Annotated in this window: 23 protein-coding genes; all 23 read left to right on the top strand. The window is 42.6% G+C overall.

What is annotated here, in order from left to right; translation table 11 throughout:
- Positions 1–134 precede the first annotated feature (134 nt).
- On the top strand, positions 135–932 hold the full coding sequence (terS, locus tag NST25_RS17485; protein ID WP_340391963.1) for a phage terminase small subunit: 798 nt from the start codon (positions 135–137) through the stop codon (positions 930–932).
- On the top strand, positions 929–2,221 hold the full coding sequence (locus NST25_RS17480; RefSeq protein WP_340391961.1) for a PBSX family phage terminase large subunit: 1,293 nt from the start codon (positions 929–931) through the stop codon (positions 2,219–2,221). Before terS ends, NST25_RS17480 begins: the two co-directional genes overlap by 4 nt.
- A 243-nt stretch (positions 2,222–2,464) precedes the next feature.
- On the top strand, positions 2,465–3,868 hold the full coding sequence (locus tag NST25_RS17475) for a phage portal protein (protein WP_340391959.1): 1,404 nt from the start codon (positions 2,465–2,467) through the stop codon (positions 3,866–3,868).
- Entirely contained in the window at positions 3,852–5,096 is a 1,245-nt protein-coding gene (locus NST25_RS17470; RefSeq protein ID WP_340391957.1) for a minor capsid protein, read from the top strand. The genes NST25_RS17475 and NST25_RS17470 overlap by 17 nt, the downstream gene beginning before the upstream one ends.
- 75 nt (positions 5,097–5,171) lie before the next feature.
- Positions 5,172–5,459: a hypothetical protein gene (locus tag NST25_RS17465; RefSeq protein ID WP_340391956.1), complete on the top strand. Its 288-nt coding sequence runs from the start codon at positions 5,172–5,174 to the stop codon at positions 5,457–5,459.
- A gap of 85 nt (positions 5,460–5,544) precedes the next feature.
- Entirely contained in the window at positions 5,545–6,195 is a 651-nt protein-coding gene (locus NST25_RS17460) for a DUF4355 domain-containing protein (RefSeq protein WP_340391953.1), read from the top strand.
- Positions 6,195–6,551, top strand: coding sequence for a hypothetical protein (locus NST25_RS17455; RefSeq protein ID WP_340391950.1), 357 nt, complete (start codon positions 6,195–6,197; stop codon positions 6,549–6,551). Before NST25_RS17460 ends, NST25_RS17455 begins: the two co-directional genes overlap by 1 nt.
- A gap of 26 nt (positions 6,552–6,577) precedes the next feature.
- Positions 6,578–7,570, top strand: coding sequence for a major capsid protein (locus NST25_RS17450; protein ID WP_340391947.1), 993 nt, complete (start codon positions 6,578–6,580; stop codon positions 7,568–7,570).
- Between the two features lie 19 nt (positions 7,571–7,589).
- Entirely contained in the window at positions 7,590–7,874 is a 285-nt protein-coding gene (locus NST25_RS17445) for a Rho termination factor N-terminal domain-containing protein (protein WP_340391944.1), read from the top strand.
- A 26-nt stretch (positions 7,875–7,900) separates the two neighbouring features.
- Positions 7,901–8,221: a phage head-tail connector protein gene (locus NST25_RS17440; RefSeq protein ID WP_340391942.1), complete on the top strand. Its 321-nt coding sequence runs from the start codon at positions 7,901–7,903 to the stop codon at positions 8,219–8,221.
- Entirely contained in the window at positions 8,211–8,537 is a 327-nt protein-coding gene (locus NST25_RS17435) for a hypothetical protein (RefSeq protein WP_340391940.1), read from the top strand. The genes NST25_RS17440 and NST25_RS17435 overlap by 11 nt, the downstream gene beginning before the upstream one ends.
- On the top strand, positions 8,534–8,974 hold the full coding sequence (locus NST25_RS17430) for an HK97-gp10 family putative phage morphogenesis protein (RefSeq protein WP_340391939.1): 441 nt from the start codon (positions 8,534–8,536) through the stop codon (positions 8,972–8,974). Before NST25_RS17435 ends, NST25_RS17430 begins: the two co-directional genes overlap by 4 nt.
- Positions 8,974–9,327 carry a hypothetical protein gene (locus NST25_RS17425; protein ID WP_340391937.1) on the top strand — a complete coding sequence of 118 codons (354 nt, stop codon included), beginning with the start codon at positions 8,974–8,976 and terminating at the stop codon, positions 9,325–9,327. The genes NST25_RS17430 and NST25_RS17425 overlap by 1 nt, the downstream gene beginning before the upstream one ends.
- Before the next feature lie 18 nt (positions 9,328–9,345).
- Positions 9,346–9,768: a phage tail tube protein gene (locus NST25_RS17420; protein WP_340391935.1), complete on the top strand. Its 423-nt coding sequence runs from the start codon at positions 9,346–9,348 to the stop codon at positions 9,766–9,768.
- Between the two features lie 55 nt (positions 9,769–9,823).
- The gene (locus NST25_RS17415; protein WP_340391933.1) at positions 9,824–10,024 is read left to right on the top strand and encodes a YqaE/Pmp3 family membrane protein; all 201 of its coding nucleotides are present in this window, start codon (positions 9,824–9,826) and stop codon (positions 10,022–10,024) included.
- A gap of 106 nt (positions 10,025–10,130) precedes the next feature.
- Entirely contained in the window at positions 10,131–10,463 is a 333-nt protein-coding gene (locus NST25_RS17410; protein WP_340391931.1) for a DUF6096 family protein, read from the top strand.
- 83 nt (positions 10,464–10,546) lie between these two features.
- Positions 10,547–10,879, top strand: coding sequence for a hypothetical protein (locus tag NST25_RS17405; protein WP_340391930.1), 333 nt, complete (start codon positions 10,547–10,549; stop codon positions 10,877–10,879).
- On the top strand, positions 10,866–14,123 hold the full coding sequence (locus tag NST25_RS17400) for a hypothetical protein (RefSeq protein WP_340391929.1): 3,258 nt from the start codon (positions 10,866–10,868) through the stop codon (positions 14,121–14,123). Before NST25_RS17405 ends, NST25_RS17400 begins: the two co-directional genes overlap by 14 nt.
- Before the next feature lie 12 nt (positions 14,124–14,135).
- Positions 14,136–14,480 (top strand): DUF6711 family protein, encoded by a 345-nt coding sequence (locus tag NST25_RS17395; protein WP_340391927.1) that lies wholly within the window; start codon positions 14,136–14,138, stop codon positions 14,478–14,480.
- A gap of 9 nt (positions 14,481–14,489) precedes the next feature.
- On the top strand, positions 14,490–16,130 hold the full coding sequence (locus tag NST25_RS17390; protein WP_340391926.1) for a hypothetical protein: 1,641 nt from the start codon (positions 14,490–14,492) through the stop codon (positions 16,128–16,130).
- Complete coding sequence (locus NST25_RS17385; protein ID WP_340391925.1) at positions 16,127–17,491, top strand: hypothetical protein; 1,365 nt, start codon at positions 16,127–16,129, stop codon at positions 17,489–17,491. Before NST25_RS17390 ends, NST25_RS17385 begins: the two co-directional genes overlap by 4 nt.
- A 26-nt stretch (positions 17,492–17,517) precedes the next feature.
- A complete protein-coding gene (locus NST25_RS17380) occupies positions 17,518–17,922 on the top strand; it encodes a hypothetical protein (RefSeq protein ID WP_340391923.1) in 405 nt (134 codons plus the stop codon).
- Positions 17,922–20,522 (top strand): hypothetical protein, encoded by a 2,601-nt coding sequence (locus NST25_RS17375; protein ID WP_340391921.1) that lies wholly within the window; start codon positions 17,922–17,924, stop codon positions 20,520–20,522. Before NST25_RS17380 ends, NST25_RS17375 begins: the two co-directional genes overlap by 1 nt.

Here is a 20,522-nt window from a genome sequence, read left to right as displayed (position 1 = left end):
TCGGTTTATCTGTAGCACCTTCGGGTGCTTTTTTCATGCTTTAAAACGGGGTTGGTGACAATGAAACGCTGGATAAACGTGATGTGGCTTGCAAAACCAACTCAAACGACTGCCGGGGGTGGTGAAATGTAACAATGGACTGGGAGAAGATAAGAAAAGAATACGAATCGTCGGGAATTTCATTATCTGAGTTGGCTGATAAACACGGTATCAAATATCCAACCATAAAAAGTCGAAAGCAGAGACAAGGTTGGAGTAAAGATGCATCCAGCAACAGAGAAGATGCATCCAACACTAAAGATGCATCCATGAAACGGCGAGGACCTCCGAAGGGGAATCGTAATGCCGTTGGGCACGGCCCTCCGATAGGAAATAAAAATGCAGTAGGTAATTCAGGTGGTGAAGGCGGTCCTTATCGCAATGATAAGGCAGTGACACATGGATTTTTCCGGAAGTTCTTGCCTGACGATACCGCTGAGATCATGGAACAGATAGAGACTCGTTCACCATTGGATATGATGTGGGATCAAATCACGATTCAATATGCGGCCATAATCCGAGCTCAGCGAATCATGCATGTCGAGAATAAAGACGAGATGATCAAAGAGTTAAAGAAACGGAAATTTGAAGTCCATGATACCGGAGACGATAAGCCGAATTTGGAACAAGTGGTCACTGAAGAAGAATTTGAATTTCAGTTCTCTTGGGATCGACAAGCCACATTATTAACCGCTCAGAGCAGAGCCATGAGCACATTACAAAGCCTCATTAAACAATATGAGGATATGTGCCGCCAGGGTAATGCAGATGAAGAGCAGAAACTAAAGATTAATAAGCTAAAAGGTGAAGTTTCACTTCTTGAGCAAAAAGTGAATAAGGATGATGACAAACCAATCGAAATCATCATCAAGCGCAAGGGTGAACGCTCATGATGGAAAAAGAGGTAAACCCACATTTTGAAGATTTTATATTCGATTGGCTTCATAAGTTTTACTTCCTTGTAGGTGGATATGGATCATCAAAGAGTTATCATGTAGGGCTGAAGATCATTCTTAAGCTACTGGAAGAGAAACGTACCGCCTTGGTTGTTCGCGAGGTATATGACACTCATCGAGATTCAACCTTCTCGCTGTTGGAAGAAATCATAGTTGATCTGGGACTAGAGGGTAAGGTTAAACCGATGTCCTCCCCAATGCATATTAGATTTCCAAATGGCAGTAAGATTATATTCAAAGGTATGGATAAGCCAGTCAAGCTTAAATCCATCAATAATATTTCTCTTATATGGATAGAAGAATGTTCAGAAGTGAAATATGCCGGCTTCAAGGAGCTCTTAGGACGTATGCGGCACCCGAGTTTACCGCTGCACATGATCTTATCGACGAATCCAGTGAGCACGGCAAATTGGTGTTATAAATTCTTCTTCAAGGATAAAGAACGCTTCACACTTGATGATGATGAACTCTATCGTGAACGAGTGATAATCCTTAAGAACGTCTACTATCACCACTCTACCGCTGACGATAATTTGTTTCTACCGCAGAGTTATATTGACCAACTGGATGATATGAAAACTTACGACCCTGACCTGTACCGAGTGGCCCGTAATGGTAGATTTGGCGTGAATGGTAAGCGGGTGCTGCCGCAGTTTGAAGAAATGGCACATGATCAAGTTATGGCAGCTATTCAGAGTATCCGGTCACCGGTTAAACGAGCTGGTATGGACTTTGGGTTCGAACATTCTTATAATGCGCTAGTGCGAGTGGCAGTTGATCACAAGGAGAAGATCCTTTACATCTACTGGGAATATTACAAGAACAACATGACGGATGATCGTACCGCCGAAGAGATCAAGGAATTCAGAGAAACAAAGGAACTGATCAGAGCGGACAGTGCTGAGCCTAAGACCATTACTTACTTCAGACAGATGAAATTCAACATGCAGGCGGCCAAGAAGTTCGGCGGTTCACGAGACCAGTACACGAAGAAAATTAAGCGGTTTAAGCGGATAATATGCTCTACGAACTGCCCAAATACCATAGAAGAACTGAAAGAATTAACATATGCAGTAGACAAGGCCGGAGAAATTATTTTGGATAAATTCAACATTGATCCGCATACATTCTCGGCTATTTGGTATGCCTTGGATGATTACGAAGTAGCTGATATGAAGGGGTACGCTGTAACTGTAGGTAAGAAATCAGCATTGGGGGTGAGGTAATGAGAATTCCGTCAGGCAAACAAAAAATATGTCCCGGAGTGTATTATACAATTTATCCAGATGATCTCACTAAGCAGGGGCTGAGCTTTGATGTGAGGCTTTTTATTAGGTGGTATGGGTTTCCGTTGCTGGCTTGGAAAACGGCGCGTAACGAATATGATATCAAGTGGTATCAATACCCCTATTTGTTTCTTCTCATTATCAAATGTAGTTTTTTATGGGCGCTGGGGGTGAGATAAACAAATGGCAATTATACGTGACCGAGATCTATGGGAAGATCAGTCTACTATCCCGCCAGCACTGCTTAAGAATTGCATAGCCGAACATATGACAGGAATTGAACGGCTGGATAAGCTAGAGAAGTACTACAAAGGTGAACACGCAATATTAGATCGTGATTTAGGGGGCGATGATAAAGGGCTTCCTAATAACAAACTGGTAGCAAATCACGCCAAGTACATCACCGATGTAGCTGTAGGATATGTAATGGGAAATCCGGTTAAATACAAAGGTGATAAGATTCAAGACCTATTGGATGTATACGATAAGATTGATATCGTTAGCCATGATTCCGAGATGGGAAAAGATCTATCAATGTTCGGCGAAGGTCGAGAATTATACTTTGCTTCCAGCGATGCCGAGCCGATTCCAAAAGCGACCGTGATAGACCCAAGGCAAATTTTCCTTGTGGTTGATGATACAGTAGAGTATAAGCCGATGTTTGGCGTTCACTTCTACGAGAAGAAGGATATAGATAATAAAGTCGTAGGTTATGCGGTTAATGTATGTACTGAAAATAAATGGTTTCGTTACAAGGTCAAGGAAATATCTGGCGAAGACTTTGAGTTGATTGAAGATGAGGATCATTACTTTAAAGGTGTGCCAATCGTAGAGTTTTGGAATAACGAAGAACGTCAGGGAGACTTTGAACAGCAATTGAGTCTAGTTGATGCATACAACGTTTTAGCTTCTGATAGGGTTAACGACAAAGAACAGTTCGTTGATGCCATTCTGAAGCTTATTGGTGCGTCTCTTGGTGATGATGAAACGGAATACTCTAAGACAATTCAAATGTTAAAGAAGTACAAAGTACTTGAATTACCCGCGGGAGTGGATGCCGATGCTGCTTGGCTGACCAAAACACTCAATGAGGCAGATACCGAGGTACTTCGTAATGCCATTAAATCGGACATACATGAATTTAGTATGGTTCCTAACCTGACAGATGAAAACTTTGCTTCTAATGCATCTGGTGTAGCCATGAAATATAAATTATTTGGTTTAGAGCAATTAGCCAAAACCAAAGAGCGATACTTCAAGCAGGGACTCAGGGAGCGATTGAAGATATTTACTAATTTCCTAAGTGTGAAGGCTAAGGAAGTTGATATCTCAGATGTCGAAATTATTATGACTCGTAGTTTGCCGAGCAACGATGCAGAAACGGCCACTATGATATCTTCCCTAGATGGAATGGTAAGTAACGAGACACTAATATCGCAATTGTCATTCGTTAAAGATGCTGCTGAGGAAACACTCAAGGTTAATGAGCAGAAGGCAGCTGACGTAGAACGTAATCAAAAGGCGTTTGGTATGCAGTTTCCAAATGAATCAGAGGATTCGGTAACAGCCGATGAAGAAACAGAATAGCGCTTATTGGACATTCCGATCCCGCCAACGAATGGCGGGTTATCACAGAGATGCGGATAAAACAATTAAAACTGTTACAGCAGCCTATGATAAAGCCCAGTCTGATTTAAGCCTTGAGATTGATAAGATATTCAAGACTTACGCTAACAATGGCAAGATGGACCCCAAGATTGCAGCAAAGATGCTCAATGAAACAGTATCTCCGAGGGAATGGGCAGCATTAAAGAGGCGGCTACCAGGTATTCAAGACCCTGATATCCGGAGAGACGTATTATCAAGACTCAACGCCCCAGCTTATAAGGCTCGGATAACGCGCCTTCAAATGTTGAGGGAACAAATATATCTAGGCTCTAAAGAAATCGCTGATGTAGAGATCAGGACCAGTAGGAGAGCCTATATCAAAGTAATAGACGATGCCTATTACAGACATATGTTTGATATACAGAGAGGCTTAGGTATTGGATTTGACTTCGTTCAGATGCCTAACAGTACAGTTCAGGAGATATTAACCAATCCTTGGAGTGGGCAACAGTTCAGTACTCGGGTATGGGCTAATACTGATGTACTTGCAAACAACCTTACTAACATAATGACCGCTGGATTTATGTCGGGAGCAGGCAGCTTTCAGATGGTTAAGGAGATCATGGAGGCTACATCCTCAGGGAAATTTGCAGCTACTCGGCTAATTCGTACTGAATACACCTACATGGCTAATGCTGCAGAGATGCAATCCTATAAGGCAGCGGAGATTGATCAATACATTTATGTGGCCACATTGGATAAACGTACATCGCTCCAATGTCGCAAAGCCGACCGAAAGGTATTCTTCGTTAAAGAAGCGATGCCAGGAGTCAACATGCCGCCGCTGCATGCATTCTGCCGCAGTACAACACGCGCTTACTTCGGGCCTGATACATTAACAGGGATACAACGCCGTGCTCGTGATCCTGTTACAGGGGAAACTCAACTGGTGCCAGCCTCTATGAATTATAAACAATGGCATGAGAGGTATGTAGTAGGTAAACACGGAGCTGATCGAGTTAATACAATTGAGAAGCAACAGCAGAATAAAGCTTCTGACAAAGCGCTTTTTAAAAAGTATAAAGAAGCTCTGGGAAGAGATGCTCCTAAATCGTTGGCTAAATTCATTGATATGAAATATGGGGATGGTGCTGACTGGAGAGTATTGAAGAAGGCGATGGCTGACAAGATGTCATCAAAGAAATAAGAAAGAGGTGTCGAAAATATCCGAAGAAATAGCAGTGATTGGGGTGTTATTTCGTTAAGAAAGTGAGTGGAGTACATGGATAATATGATATATAGCCGAGGTGGGATAGTTAGTGAATCTGGTTTAATTATGATAGGTAATGGAGATCCCGAAATAGTAGTTCCGCTAAGTTCGTTTGAATCTGTAGAGAGGCGGGTGGCGAATACAATGAAAATTGAAGTTGATATTGAAACCTTCATAGCGGATGGCATGAAAGATTTACAACTTGATAAAAAAGTTTTTGAGGTCGAGTTTGATCGAGTTTCAGAAAGAATGGCTGAACAAAGAAAAAATATGAATGATCGAAAAAAGGGCACCCGCTGAGGTGTTTTTATTTTGTCCAGAACGTGCTGAGGACGCTATAAAAGCTGCATGAGACTAGCCGAGGGGCGTAAACCGGAGGTTCAAAATGAACAAAGCAGAAACTAAATCGTTACGTGATAGATTGCCTGTGAATTGGCTCCAATTGTTTGCTGAAGGCGATGGAGGCGGTGAGGGCGAAGGATCAGGCAGCGGTGAAGGTGGAGAAGGTCAAGGCGGTTCAGGTGAAGGAGACGGTCAAGAAGGGCAAGGAGAAGGTAGCAAAACTTTTACTCAAGAGGACATCGACAAGATTGTCAGTAAGACAATAGCTCGGGAACGTTCTAAATGGGAAAAAGATTTTGAAACCAAACTTGAAGCACAAAAGTCCGAGGCTGAAAAACTGGCTAAGATGAACGCTGACCAACGAGCTGAGCATGAGCGTACTAAACGTGAGAATGAATTAGCAGAACGCGAAGCTGCAATCAATCGCCGGGAGTTGCGAGCAACAGCGCTGGAGCAGCTGGCAGAGAAGAGCCTACCCATTCAGTTGGCAGAAATACTTGTTTATACAGACGCTGAAAGCACGAATAGCAGCATTGCGGCTGTAGAGGCAGCGTTCCGAGCAGCTGTAGAAACAGCAGTAAATGAGCGTCTGAAAGGTGATCCTCCACGGGGTGGTGGTGGTGCAGCACCTAAGGGTTATGACGCTGGTAAATCATTTGCAGAACAAAGAAACCAGAAAGGAAGTGGCAAGTAATGAACTTGAATCCACGGGTTAAAGAATACGGATCACAGAAGGAAATCCTCTATACGGTCAAAGGTTCTATTGAAAAGGTTGGGGGTATCACACTGGACGGTACTAAGTTCGCTGTTAACACGCTCATTCCGGCGGGTTCGGCGATAAGTATCCAAGCAAACGGACTAGCTAAGCCATGGGCTGATGCCGATACAGGCACACCATACCTGACAAACCACGATGTATTCACAGGAGAAGCTACTACAGCAAACGTGATCGTAGGCGCGTGGGCTGAGGCACTAGTTGTTGCAAGTAAGCTTACCGGGGTTACAGCGGCGTTTAAGACAGCAGCTGGTGGCCGTTACCGTTACTACTAAAATAGAAAAGGAAGGGTGAAATAAGAATGGGAATTCTTTCACTGGATCAATTTAAACAACCAACATTTTTGGGGTATGTAGAAAACCGCGTACTACCAAAACAATACTTGTTAAAGGCTATATCAGAATTTGACGTAACGTTTGATTTAACCTTTGACTACGATGTGTTCACTCAAACTTATACTCCTGGGGCTGCAATCACTGGATGGAACTCAGGAGCTCCATTGAGAGATAAGCAAGGCCTTAAGACGCTGACTCAAGAGATCGCGAAACTGCAACATGGTGTACGTATTGATGAGCGTGAACAATTGAAATTCAAGAATCCAAGAGTACAAGCTGAAAGAGAGAAAGCTATTCAGAAGATTTATGATCAAACTGACAAGTTGATTGAAGGAGTTAATGATACTGAAGAGTGGTTGCGTGGGCAAGCTGTCTATCTGGGAGTTATTGTATACCAGAGTGATGATGCTAAGATAAATGTCAACTTCAACCTCCCTGCTATGGTTACTGTTGCAACTCCATGGACTAACCGCACTACTTCTACACCAATTGATGATATTCGAACAGCATTCACTGCTTATAAGAAAGCTAACGGTGGTGCTATGCCAGTGTATATGGATATCTCAGGAGATGCATTGTTGGACCTGATGTTAAATCAACAAGTGCGTGGAGGTCTATACGGGGTTAACAACGCCATGGTACCGAATCAAGGGGAAATTGAAGCCCTTATTCGCAAAACGGTCAACTCTCCACAGTTGCAGATCCGTGTGAATGATGATGAAGTATCGGTAATCGCAGGAGGTCCAACGCGACTGTTGCCGCTCAGAACAGTAGCTTTTTTAGGCGATGAGCCTATTATCACTGTACACGGACCGACTGTAGAGAAGGACTTTAATCCAGGGATCTACGTTGTACCTAAGAGTGACATGGGGCCGCCTCCACAAGATGAGATTTATGTAGGCGAATCGGCCTTTGTTGGTGTTAAGAAACCATCCCAAATCTACCGCCTGTCGGTTTAAGAGAGGAGCTATTATAATTATGGCTAAATATACAGTTGTAAGCCCCGTCCTTCAAGGCGGGGTTATCTTTACATCCGGAGAGATCGAGCTGGATGATAATCAGGCGGAACGCCTACTTGAATTGGGTGTCATTGAAGGTGAAATCCCAGAAGAAGAGAAGGATCTGGAGGATATGAGTGCGACCGAGCTCAAATCTTATGCCAAGAAAAACGAAATTGACCTTGGTGGCGCAACAAAGAAAGAGGATGTGCTTAACGCCATTCTAGAAGCAGAAGCTAATAAAGGTAAAGAGGACGGCGAATAACCGCCCTTTATTTTATGGGGGTGGCAATGATGACAACTCTCGAAAAAATTAAGATTGCATTAGGGATCTTAGCTGGTGATGAGACACAGGATCCAACGCTCTCTTTACTGCTTGCTGACACTGAGGCTGATCTAATGATGTGGACTAACCGTAGTGTTTTACCGCTAACACTTGAACCCACACTCCGACAACTGGCTATCATGCGGTATAACAAAGTTGGTATTGAAGGGCAGACAAGTCACAGTGAAGGTGGAGTAAGTCGGTCATTTGATGATCTACCTCTATCTATAAGACAATCTATCAGCCGCCATGTACTTGTTAAGGTGGTGGGTGCTCGTGAGGCTTAGGGAAAGAGATAAACGTTCAGTAGTATTCAAGAACCGAATTCCATTGAAGGAGCCTGATGGCACAACATATGAGGATTGGGATCCTAAAGGTGTAACTATCCGAGGTAATGTCCAGCCAGCCGGGGGACGATTGATGGCTGAAATGTATGGAGAACGTTTGGCATATATGTTGACGATGTATGTGGAGCCTACCGTTTTTATTCCGGAGGCTTCTTTTGCATGCATCTATAAATCCGAGCCTGATTACAAGGTCGTTGCAGTAAGGCCGTGGGGAGGTCATACATTGGTAGATTTGGAGAAGGTGAAGCCCGCATGACAATAGAGGGATTGCCTAGTCTACTTCGTAAGCTTGATCAATTAGGCGGCGTAGTTGATCAATCACTAAAGGTTGGTATGTTGCAGGCAGCGCATAAAGTTCAGGGTGATGCAAAAGACCTTTGTCCAGTGGATGAGGGGATACTCCGCAATAGCATTCAGGCTGGCGTTAGAGAGCGTGAAGGTAAGACTGAGGGATTTATATCAACTAATATCTATTACGCCCCATACGTTGAGTTTGGGACTGGTCAGCGTGGGGAAGCATCAGTAAACCCACCTCCGATGATTGGAAGGTTAAGATACCGGCAGGATTGGAAGGGGAACAGAGCCCAACCATTCTTATATCCAGCTGCGGTGCAAAATAAAAAGATCGTTCCTCAGATCGTTAAGAACAAGGTTAGGCAGGATATTATCAAACTAATGGGAGGTAGACAGTAATGTATGATATTAAGCCAACCATTAATACCTTGCTGTCCTCCATACCAGGAGTTACAGTATCCGATGCTTATCCAGCTGATTTTAATAAGTTGCCGCATATATCATTCTATGAAAATGGCAATACCGACCCACTACGTATTAAAAGCGGTCCTTTATCGGAGATTGCAGTACAAATAGATATTTGGCATAACCGCTCAACCGGAACATTAGCGGCTGCAGTGGATGAAAAAATGAATAGTATTGGGTTTCGTCGCGAAATTGCCGCTGATGTGCCGGATCCCGATGGAATAAAGCATAAAACTATGAGATTTCATGGTGTAGTCGATGCTAGAAATGAACTTGTATATCAATAAAAGGAGAGTGAATAACTCATGGCAGGAGTATTGAGTAAAGATACAACGCTAGGGCTCAAGGCGAGCGGTAGCACATATACAGAATTGGAGTACTTGATGGAAGTCCCTGAAATTGGTGGTGATCCTGAAAAGGTCGAAGTTACCACGCTGAAAGATGGTGTGAAGAAGTATATCCCGGGAATCAAGGACTTAGGGGATTTGAGCTTTAATTTTCTTTATGATAACAGCAAACCCACAAGTAATTATCGTGTGTTAAGTGGGCTGCAAACGGCAAAAACACTGGGCTCGTTTCAGCTCACATATCCAGATGGCACAAAACATGCTTTTGATGCTTATGTGTCGGTAAAAATGGGAGCAGCAGCAGTTAATGGAGCCTTAACCTTTACAGCAAATATGTCGTTGCAATCTGATATAACGGTTACACATCCACCAACGACATAATTGGCTAATTGTGGTAGAATGGTGGCATAATGTTCCACGATTAGGGGGAAATAAAATGCGTTGGTTACTTTGCCTTCTACCACCACTTGCTGTATTGTCATGTAAAAAACCTGGCTCTTTCTTGCTTAGCATTATTTTGACTATTTTCGGGTACATTCCGGGAATAATTCATGCAATTCTGGTTGTTAGTTCTTATAAAGCCGATAAACGTACTGATCGAATCGTGCATGCTATTGAAAGAGGACAAAGGTACTGAGTAAGATTGTTTCCAAAATAGAATGAAAATTAAATACCCGATTAAAAAAGCACTCTATTCCTAAGAGTGCTTTTTTGTTGCGGAAAATTGAGAGGATGAAAAATTAATGTTATATACCACATTCACGGCTGTTGAAAAGGAATTTAAATTACGTCTAACTGCTACAGCATGCACAGAGTTGGAGAAGAAGCTGGGAGGCAAAAACCCTCTCGGAGTGTTAACGGCTTTCGATGAAGGCAACTTGCCATCTGTGAGTAATCTATTGACTATCTTACATGCCTCAATGCAAAAATTCCAAAGCAATGTGACTTTCAAGGATGTATTGAGTCTTTACGATGATTATGTCGATTCAGGTCAATCTTACACTGATTTGATTCCTGTATTGTTGGAGGTCTTCAAGGTGAGTGGTTTTTTTCCCAAGGAGAAACTGACGGAGTAGAACAAGAAGAATCTACGAGTGAAACTATAAAGAACTTAACGGAACTTTTTGAAAAGCTGTATCCTGTCGCATGCGAATGCGGTGTGGATGCAGCTTTTTATTGGGATATGACCTATAAAGAGATATTAACAGCAATACAAGCGAAACAAAGGCACCAGGAAAGAGAAATGAAATTACAAGCTCAAATGATTCATACACTTGGAAGCCTGATCGCAGTAGGAGTAAATTCTCCAAAAAAATATCCTAAGCTTGAAGATTCATTCCCTCATTTATTTAAAGAGCAAATTGAAGTGCAAACAGAAAGTTCTCAAGAACCTAAAGTAGTGCAACAAAATTGGGAGATTATGAAGGCACGTGTAGAAGCTTACGCAGCAGAACGCCTGAAGCGGGGTGAGATATTAAATGGCGACAATTGATGAACTTCGGATTTTGATAACAGCTGAAACACGCGGCTTAAGGGATGGAATCAGAGACGCTAGACGTGAAGTTGGGAACATGGAACGTGACGTAAAAAAGGCAACAGATGGAATGGGTAAGGCGTTTAAAGCTGTGGCAGCTGCTATTGCAGCGCTAGGGATAGCTAAACTAGTGAAGGATGCAGTTAATGCGGCGAGTGAGCTAGAAAGTGCAATGGCCGGATTAACAAGCATTGTTGTTGGTCATGGTCTAAGCATGAAAAGCGCTAACCAGTACATCCAAGATTACATTAAGGATGGTTTAGTCCCTTTAACAAGTGCTGTTACTGCCTATAAAAACCTTGCTGCTCGTGGCTATACTGAAGATCAGATTCAAACAGTAATGACTCGATTAAAGGATTCCGCTGCATTTGGTAGACAAGCCTCCTACACATTAGGAAAGGCTGTAGAAACTGCTACAGAAGGTCTGAAAAACGAAAATAGTATACTGGTGGATAATGCAGGGGTTACAAAGAACGTTGCTAAAATGTGGCTGGATTATGCTAAAGCACATGGTATCGCTTATACAGAGCTAACCAAACAACAAAAAATAGAAGCTGAAGTCCAAGGGATAATAGAAGAAACCAAATTCCAAGTCGGTGATGCTGCGAAATATACAGAAACATACGCAGGCAGAATAGCAATGCTTACAAAGACAATGAAGGATATTCAGGTTAGCATGGGTCAAGCGTTTATGCCGATTGCAAATGTTATCTTACCTTTACTACAAACATTAGCGAATGCTGTGGCGCGTGTGGCTTCTTATATTGCTTCTTTTATGCAAGCATTGTTTGGTGTATCAAAAGGACAAACGGCACAAGCTGCCAGCGCTAATCAAGCTGCAGCTGCCCAGATAAATGTTGGTGATGCAGCCGAGGGAGCCGGTAAAAAGGCGAAGAAGGCGGCCAAAGAAGCTAAGGGTGCAGTAGCGGCGTTTGATGAGATCAATCAATTGGCTGATAAATCTGGATCTGGATCCGGTTCGGATAGTGAGGATAGCGGAGCAAGTGGTTCTGGTATAGGCGATTTGGACCTAATGCCCGGTATCAACGATTTTACAGCGGCTCCTATTCCAGAAGCAATCCAAGCGGCCGCTGATGAAGCAAAAAGGATACTAAATGAATTGGGTGCTGAGCTGGCTCGATTGTGGACAGTATTTTCAGATGCGTGGTCAGGTTTACGCCCAGCTTTGCAGCCTTTAATCGATATGAAAGAACCGATCATGGCAGCAGTAAAGGAAATGGGTAAGACATTTGCCCAATTAAGAGATGAGACGCTTATTCCTATAGGGAAGTATATTCTGCTCGATTTCATTCCTTCTATTGTGGTGGGATTCACGAAATCCTTTGCTCCTGTAATCGCTAATGAGATTACTTGGGCATTTCAGGAATTCGCAAAGACTTTTCAGAATGTGACTGATGTGGTCGGGGGATTATGGTCAGGTACATGGTTACCAGCTCTGGAGAATGTGAAGGTCGCTTTCTTGGAAGCGATGCCTTCAATTGCTGCATCTATACAAAGTTTACTAGACAATACAATAAATCCGTTTGTTGATTTCATGCTCAATCAATTTTTAATTCCCATAGCTGCGCAGCTTAACGAAACATTCGTGCCGATATTCTCAGAAACGTTGGTGTGGGCGATTCAAGAGTTTGCAAGTGTAGTTGGGACAGTTGTAGCTACTGTAAATGAATTATTTACAACTACATTAATGCCAGCTGTAACAGCGCTTAGGGATGCCTTTATGCAGGTAATTCCGGAGATAGGCGGTACACTTCAAAGCTTGTTGAATGGTACGATTAAGCCATTTGTAAGTTATATGATTAATGATTTCATTATTCCGATTGTCAGTAAGTTCACAAGTGTTTTTATCCCATTGTTTTCAGAAACATTGGTTTGGGCGATACAAGAGTTTTCTAAAATATTCAAAAATGTAACTGATACAGTTAACAGCCTATGGAATGACACTTGGCTGCCTGCTATAGATAAGCTTAAGAATGCATATATTGATTCAATGGATAAAATAGGTGGTTCCATCAAGAGTTTGTTAGACAACACACTAAAACCATTTGTGGATTATGCTATAAATGATTTCATACTTCCAATTGTAGCAGAAATAGAAAATACGCTAGTCCCTATGCTTATTGATAATTTAGTATGGGGTTGGAAGGAAGTTGCAAAAGCTTTTGAATGGGCAGTTAACTTAATTAACGATATTTGGACATCAACTCTCATGCCTATATTCGAGCTCATCAAGGAAATTGTATTAGATACCTTAGAAGTCCTTAAGGAAGCTTGGGATGAGCACGGAAATGCTATCCTCGACAAATTATCTGAGGTTATGGATAACATATTAGCAACGTGTCAGCGTTTGTGGGATGAGATACTTAAACCTATTATTATTCCTTTCTTAGAAATGCTTAAGGAGATGTGGGAGGGTACGCTAAAAGGAGTCCTTAAACAGACTGTTGAATTAGTCTTGAAACTCGTTGAAGCAGCAACGGATATTTACAACAAATTTATTCATCCAATTGTGGGCTTTTTAATAGATCTGTTCGGACCGGCATTTGTGACGACATTTAAAGAGGTCTTCGCAGTCGTAAAAAGCACAGTAAAGACAATGGGCGAAGTGATTTCAGGGCTATTTGAAATATTGGGCGGACTCATAGACTTTATTACTGGTGTATTTACTGGGGATTGGAAAAAGGCATGGGAAGGAATCAAATCAATCTTTAAGGGTATAGTTGATACACTTTGGCCTATAATTAAAATTCCATTTAACTTTATCATCGACGGTATTAATACCATTGTTGACGGTATCAATAGCATTAGCATTGATATTCCTGAAGTGGACGTTTTCGGTAAGAAAATTGGTGGAGGCTCCATAGGGTTGCCGCACATAGAGAGAATTCCGAGACTTGCTAGAGGGGGTATTGTTGATTCTCCTACGGTCGCTATGATCGGTGAAGCAGGGAAAGAGGCTGTTATCCCACTGGAGAACACTAGCTTTGTTAACACCTTAGCTAGTGCTTTGGGTTCGGCTGTTATGGCAGCAATGCAAATGGGTGGATCTAGTAACTCAGCGCCAAGTGGCGGTGGGGATATTGTGGTGCAAGTAGATGGAACCACATTGGCTCGAATAATAAATCCATACCTGAGCCAGGAGCAAGGCCGCATTGGTGGGACTATTTTAACTACAGCATAAGGGAGTGGGTACATGATTACTGTGAACGGAGTGGCGCTACCCACTCCATCTGATTATTCGGTAGCGATACAAGATCTATCAAAGGGTGAACGCAATGCTAACGGCCTTATGATCATGGAGCGAATAGCGACTAAGCGGAAAATTGAACTGGCTTGGAAATATTTAAGTCAATCTGAACTGGCTGCCGTGCTAAATGCGGTATCGCCAGTTTTTTTTACAGTGACTTATATTGATCCGCAAGCTGGCGGTAATAAAACAGGCACCTTTTATAGTGGTGATAGAAATGCGCCAGCTCTAGATTTCTTTGATGGTAATATCCGCTATAAAGACATTAAATTCAATCTAATAGAAAGGTAGGTGTGTAGATTGAATGAAGTATCTTTAGCCTACAAGCAAGCTGTTTATGCACCTAGTCGAAAGACAATTGCAACTGTGCAGTTTGATATTTTGGATAATACTGCTTACGACGATAATACGTACACTGTTACGTCTGAAGCGGAAATAAGCCGACTCACTCAGATGGACAATAAGGTACGCCGAATGTCCTCTAGATATGCAACTTTTGAAAAAGATTACTGGCGATTGGATGGTACGTTTTGTTTGCCGCCTAAGAAGTCTGAAGCAGCTGCTGACGGTCTCGAGCTCGGATGGTGGAGCAATACACTTTCAGATGCAAACGGGGCATTTACACCTGCTCAAGTAGTTACCTCTACATTTACAAATGATCATAGCACTGCTGGAATTACTATAGCTTTTGATCCTGCAACAGATGAATATGCAGCAGACTTTGATATCGATGTCTTCAATGGAGTCAATACTGTGATTGACCATCTATCTGTAACGGGTAACACGAAAAACTTGTATGTGTATCGGCGTGGATTAGATAAATACAGAAAGATTGTTATCACAATCAGGAAATGGGCTAAACCATATCGTAGAGCACGTATAACTGAAATTGATTTTGGGTTAGTCGAAGTGTACACCGGAGAAAAGCTCATCAAAATGAATCTGATTGAGGAAATGAATGTCACAGGCGATACTATACCGGCTAATGAGCTGAAATTCACGGTAGATAACACTGATCGCGAATTTAATATTCTTAATCCAGAAGGCTTTTATAAATACCTAAATAAACGCCAGGAAGTGAACGCTTCAATCGGTGTAGAGATCGCACCAGACGTCTTTGAGTATATCGATATCAAAAAATATTATTTAACTGATTGGCAGAGCAATGAAGGGGCATTGACAACAACTTTCACAGCACGTGATGCGTTGGAGATGCTTGACCAATATGAATACAATACGACATATACAGGGACTTTGTATGGTTTGGCTAGTGATGTTCTGACAAAAGCGGGGATAACGGGGTACTATCTAGATCCTGTGCTGCAGGATATACCTACAACAGGGTTTCCGGCAAAAATTAATAGCAGGAAGGCAATGCAATGTATTGGGATTGCTTCACAGTGTGCTGTGTATCAAGCGAGATCCGGAGATTTCAATGTTCGCCAGTTCAAAGAGTTGGACGCACGAACAACTTATATACAATTTGCCGGGGAACCTGATATGTATGCAGGCATTGCCTATGTAGCAACAGACTCTGGATATCTGATGAAAAATATTTCGTTTGATAATGTATACGCGCCGCCACAAATAAAGCTCAGCAAGCTGATTAAAGCTTTAACAATTAATGTTTACAGTGGTAGCAGTAAAACAGAATATCTATTTCCTAATGTGGGAGTGGAAGAGGGAACAGCTTTAAAGTTGGATAATCCATTGATTCAATCTCTGACACTAGCTCATGGTGTCGCTGCTTGGCTTTTAAGTGAGAGTAATCAAAGAGCGTTGTATAGTGTCAATTGGCGGCAGAACCCTGCGCTAGAACCCGGAGATATTGTCATTGTTGAGGATAGCTTTGGAGCTAAGAAGCAGAGCCGAATAACAAAGCAAGAATTTGAATATGCCGGGTATCTATCCGGAAAGACGGAAACGAAAGGCGGGATATGATGGCTTATGTTCCATTGATATGGAAAAACAGGGAAGTTGAAAGACCTCGGACCTTTCAATTACAGAATAACGCAGATGGTTCAGTTACCTTAGTCCCTAAAGAAGGTGTGATTGTAGAGGCAGGAACTCCGATCATAGCGGATAACATGAATCGTATTGAGCAGGGAATAGCTGATATCTCTATGGCCGTAGGCAGTGGGGTAGCGGATTACGTTAGGCAACCAGGTTACTCAGTAACTAGTGGGACGGCAACGGCATACACGGTTATCCTGAACCCGGTGCCGACGATATTGACTGATGGATTTGGCATTACGATTGTGCCCCATGTAACAAATGGCGTTAATCCAACCTTGAATATAAACGCACTAGGTGCGTTTCCCTTAAAGGATCAAAAGGGCATTGCATTTGCTACAGGAAAACTATTAGTTGGAAAACCGTACACATTTCGTAAAGTAGGGTTGGATTTTTTGGCAGATAGCGCGGGTGGCTCTGGCAATGCTACAGCCGGAGATATCCGCGCGGGGAAAACGGCGGCAACGGATGCAGGGGATATTACAGGTACACTCCCGGTTCAAACTGGTGGTACGGTCACTCCGGGAGCAACGGCGGTTGTCAAGCCAGCAGGGATATACGATACACCCATCACAGTGCCGGCTGTTGATGTCCCAGCAGCCAATGTTAAGGCAGGGACAACAATAGCTGGTACGGCTGGAACCATGCCAAATCGTACTGGCGTTATTGGCTCTAATGGCGTTGCCAACTGGGCGAATTTGGATTTAGCTGTTTATATCCCAGAAGGATATTATCCAGGTCAAGTAGGAAATGGCGAAATAAGAATTCCTTTAGCTCAATTGCAAGCTGTTGAAAGTAACTTAATACCGGGAAATGTCAGAGAAAATGTGAACATCCGTGGGATAGTAGGCAACCTAAAGGAAAGAATGTCTGGAACAATTGACTTCGATTACACTTCTGGTGGTAATTCAGCAGGGTACACAGTTGATATATTTACTGTTCCAGCTGGGATAAGATATTTCAGTGCTTTCAGTAATGATGCAATATTTTCAATTGCTGGCTTAAGTGGCTCATCATCTTCTATAGCAGCTTTATGTTTAGTTGATTCCAATGGAATGGAGGTGGGATTTACCCAAACTATTTCCGGAAGTTCAACCTATCCGACATATACTTTGTTTTTAGATGTTCCAACACGTCAGTTTAAAATATCAGGCTTAGGTACTGTATCTATACCAGGTAATTTCAACTTAAACGGTCCTATCAGATTCAGATTTAAAATCATCCAACATCAGCAAGCGTTTTCTGTAGTATTCAGGATGAACGAAGGCAAGGTTCTATATTCAAATTAGAACGATAAATGTGAGAGGTGATTAACTTGCCTTGGCAAATACCCAAAATTAATTGGCTTCCAACTGATTTCTATAATTCTGATGATCTAAATCGAGTCGAAAATAATATCCAACATTTAGCCACCATGCTTGGAAGTTATCTAGGTCAGACCATCACGTTATCAGTTGTATTAAATCGTACAATGACAAGGTTTGAATATTTCGATAGCTTAAATAGGATTGAAAGCAATATCTCTCTATTGGTAAGTAAGTTTTATATTCCAGCAGGATGGGAAGCTAGTAAAACTACGTGGTCATCCGATCAAGCTTTCGGGTACAGTGATGCGAATCGGCTTGAGCGCAACTTATTTCTTCTGTATGAGTTACTCAACAAAACCATAGACAATTATAAATTCAGTGGTACTTTTTCAAGTGGGGAGGCGGTTCTGTAGTGGCGTATAACAAAACAGTATGGAAAGATAGAGTTGTTTCACGACCTCGGACGTACATTGAAACGTCTAACGCTGATGGTAGTATAACGCATACTCCATCAGAGGGAACGATCAGTGAAACTGGAACGCCAGTAAATGCAATAAACCTTAATAAAATAGAGACGGAACTCGCGGAGAAGTCTACAAGACTAGATACTGAATCACTAGCAGCCGTTACACTCTCAGCAGGAAGGCAAATCTTAAACGCCACAAAGAACGCTAGACTACAAGGATTAAAGGTACAGGGTAGGACGTTAATGCCATTATTATCTGACAGTTTTAAAACAGATAGTAACTCGGACGGAATGGCCGACGGTTGGGCAGCTGTGCTTTACGGAGCAACGCCATCCCTAGTGTCGATAAACGGCGGTAAGGCACAACGTATTACTTCAACTGCAGCTGATACGGGGACACCTAGACGATTAGAGCGTAATATTACGGTTGAGTCTGGTAAACGCTATGTGGCTCTCGTGGATGTTGTAACAGATGGTACCTCGCTCGCATATCTCGCTGCTGCGAGTGGGACAAGTACAATAACCAATGCCTCCTCTGTAACTTCTGCCGCAACAAAAACACACTCAGTTAAATTCATGCCGACAACATCGGGAACTATCATCCTACGTTTATACAACTATAATGGATTAGGAACCGTGGGGTGGGTACAGTTCGATAGCCTCCGGGTAATCGAAGTATCGGCGTCTGATTACACTTCTTTCGACAGCATGACATCGGATCAAATTGCACAACGCTGGCCTTTCGTCCCTCCTGGTATTAATGGAGTAGATGGGTTATGGGTAAAACGGTATGGTCGAAATTTGATACCACCATTTTCAGATCAAGCATGGGTACTACATGTATACGCTAAAGTAGCAGAACCCTATAAGCTAATTGCTAATCCAACTGGCAGTTCTCAACGCAGTAATATAACTCTCAATGTTATACCTGGACAACGCTACACCTTTTCACAGGGAGATGTTGCAAGTACAGTCACATACTTTTTAATTGTTGATACTAATAGTACAGGAACAATTTTATCCAGCACTAATGGTGTAACGAGTACCTCATTTACTGCACCAGCAAGTGGGATTATTTATATTGCAACAACAAATTCAACCACAGGTAGTTTCGGTTATTCTAACCCTCAATTAGAACTTGGCAACACCGCCACACCGTTCCAACCGCGTGAAGACAGCCTTATTGCCTTTGGTGGAGTAGAGTTACACGCTAACCCAACGGATGGCAGCGAACCGGATATACTGCGTGAGGTTAACGGGCGATATGAGGTAACGAGGTTATGGCGTGAGTTGATTGCGGATGGAACTTTGCTGTGGGAATATCATGGGACTGCTACAGGTTATAAAGTTGTCAAGCTGCCGAAACTTGCTGCAACTTTTGCAGGAGATAACAGATTAATTGGCTTTGTAACTAAGTACAACGGTATAAGCCTAGTAAATACTCCCTCAAGTGTAAATGTGTTTGCTGCTGGTGCGGATACTTACAGGCAACTAACGTCAGATGCGAATTTTTATCTCAATATAGCTTCCTCAGACTCCGGTTGGGGAGACTCCTATACACCGAGTGCTGACGAGATTAAAGCTTACTTCAACGGGTGGAAGATGTATGATGGTTCGGCAGCAGACGTTAATACAACTCGTAATACACCGTACACCACAGGGCAAAAATTTTGGCGGAATCAAGACAATACGGTGTGGGGATATACAACAATCCCGAGCACAAGTGCACCTGGTTGGCAGCCATACCAACTCCTATACCGCCTTGCATCCGTAACGACGGATCAAGTTCAAGAAGACGGCAGCCTATCCCTACTTGAGGGAGATAACTTCATAGAGGTAGGTAGTGGGTATGTATCTCGAGAGCGAGCAATGCCATTTGGTGGGGCTGCTTACGGAAATTTGTGGTATATCAACTCATCGTTTGCAGGTTTTGAACAATCGCGCCTGAAAAACAAAGCGCAAGCAATATTATCCGTATTTAAAAATGGATTGATAGATCAGTCATGGGTAATAGATACGCTTGATGCATATGGATTGCAGAGGGTTAAGACTCAAATATTTGATCCATCCGCCTCATACAGTGTCTCTTACATTAAACTGGATAAATCGCCAGTACCGGGAGTTACTGGCTTTTACGCAGCGTCTGAGAAGGCACAGTTACGTGATCTTACAGATGGAGTGAATGAAGCCCTAGCGCGGGTATCCGTAGTGGAAGCCAAGAAAGCGGAGAAGGATGCTCCAGCATGGATAACACCTACGTTGCTCAACGGGGCGACTAATGTGGGGAACGGAGAATTTGTTGCTCAATATTATAAAGATAGCTCGTCAATCGTATCTTTACGAGGTTTAATTAATGCTACGGCGTTGTCTTTGGCACTATTTAAACTTCCGGAAGGTTACAGGCCAGCATCGACAATGAGATTTGCTGTGTCGAACAGTAGCGGGGTTGGCGTTGTAGTGTTATACGGTGACGGTACCGTTGCTATATTTAATGGGGCAATTACCTCAGTTGATTTATCTGTAATAAAATTCAAGGCGGAACTGTAG

The organism is Paenibacillus sp. FSL E2-0190, from assembly GCF_037992965.1.
Classification (GTDB): Bacteria; Bacillota; Bacilli; order Paenibacillales; family Paenibacillaceae; genus Paenibacillus_AQ; species Paenibacillus_AQ odorifer.
Note: the sequence above shows the minus strand (reverse complement) of the source record. Positions and strands in the feature narration are given on the sequence as shown.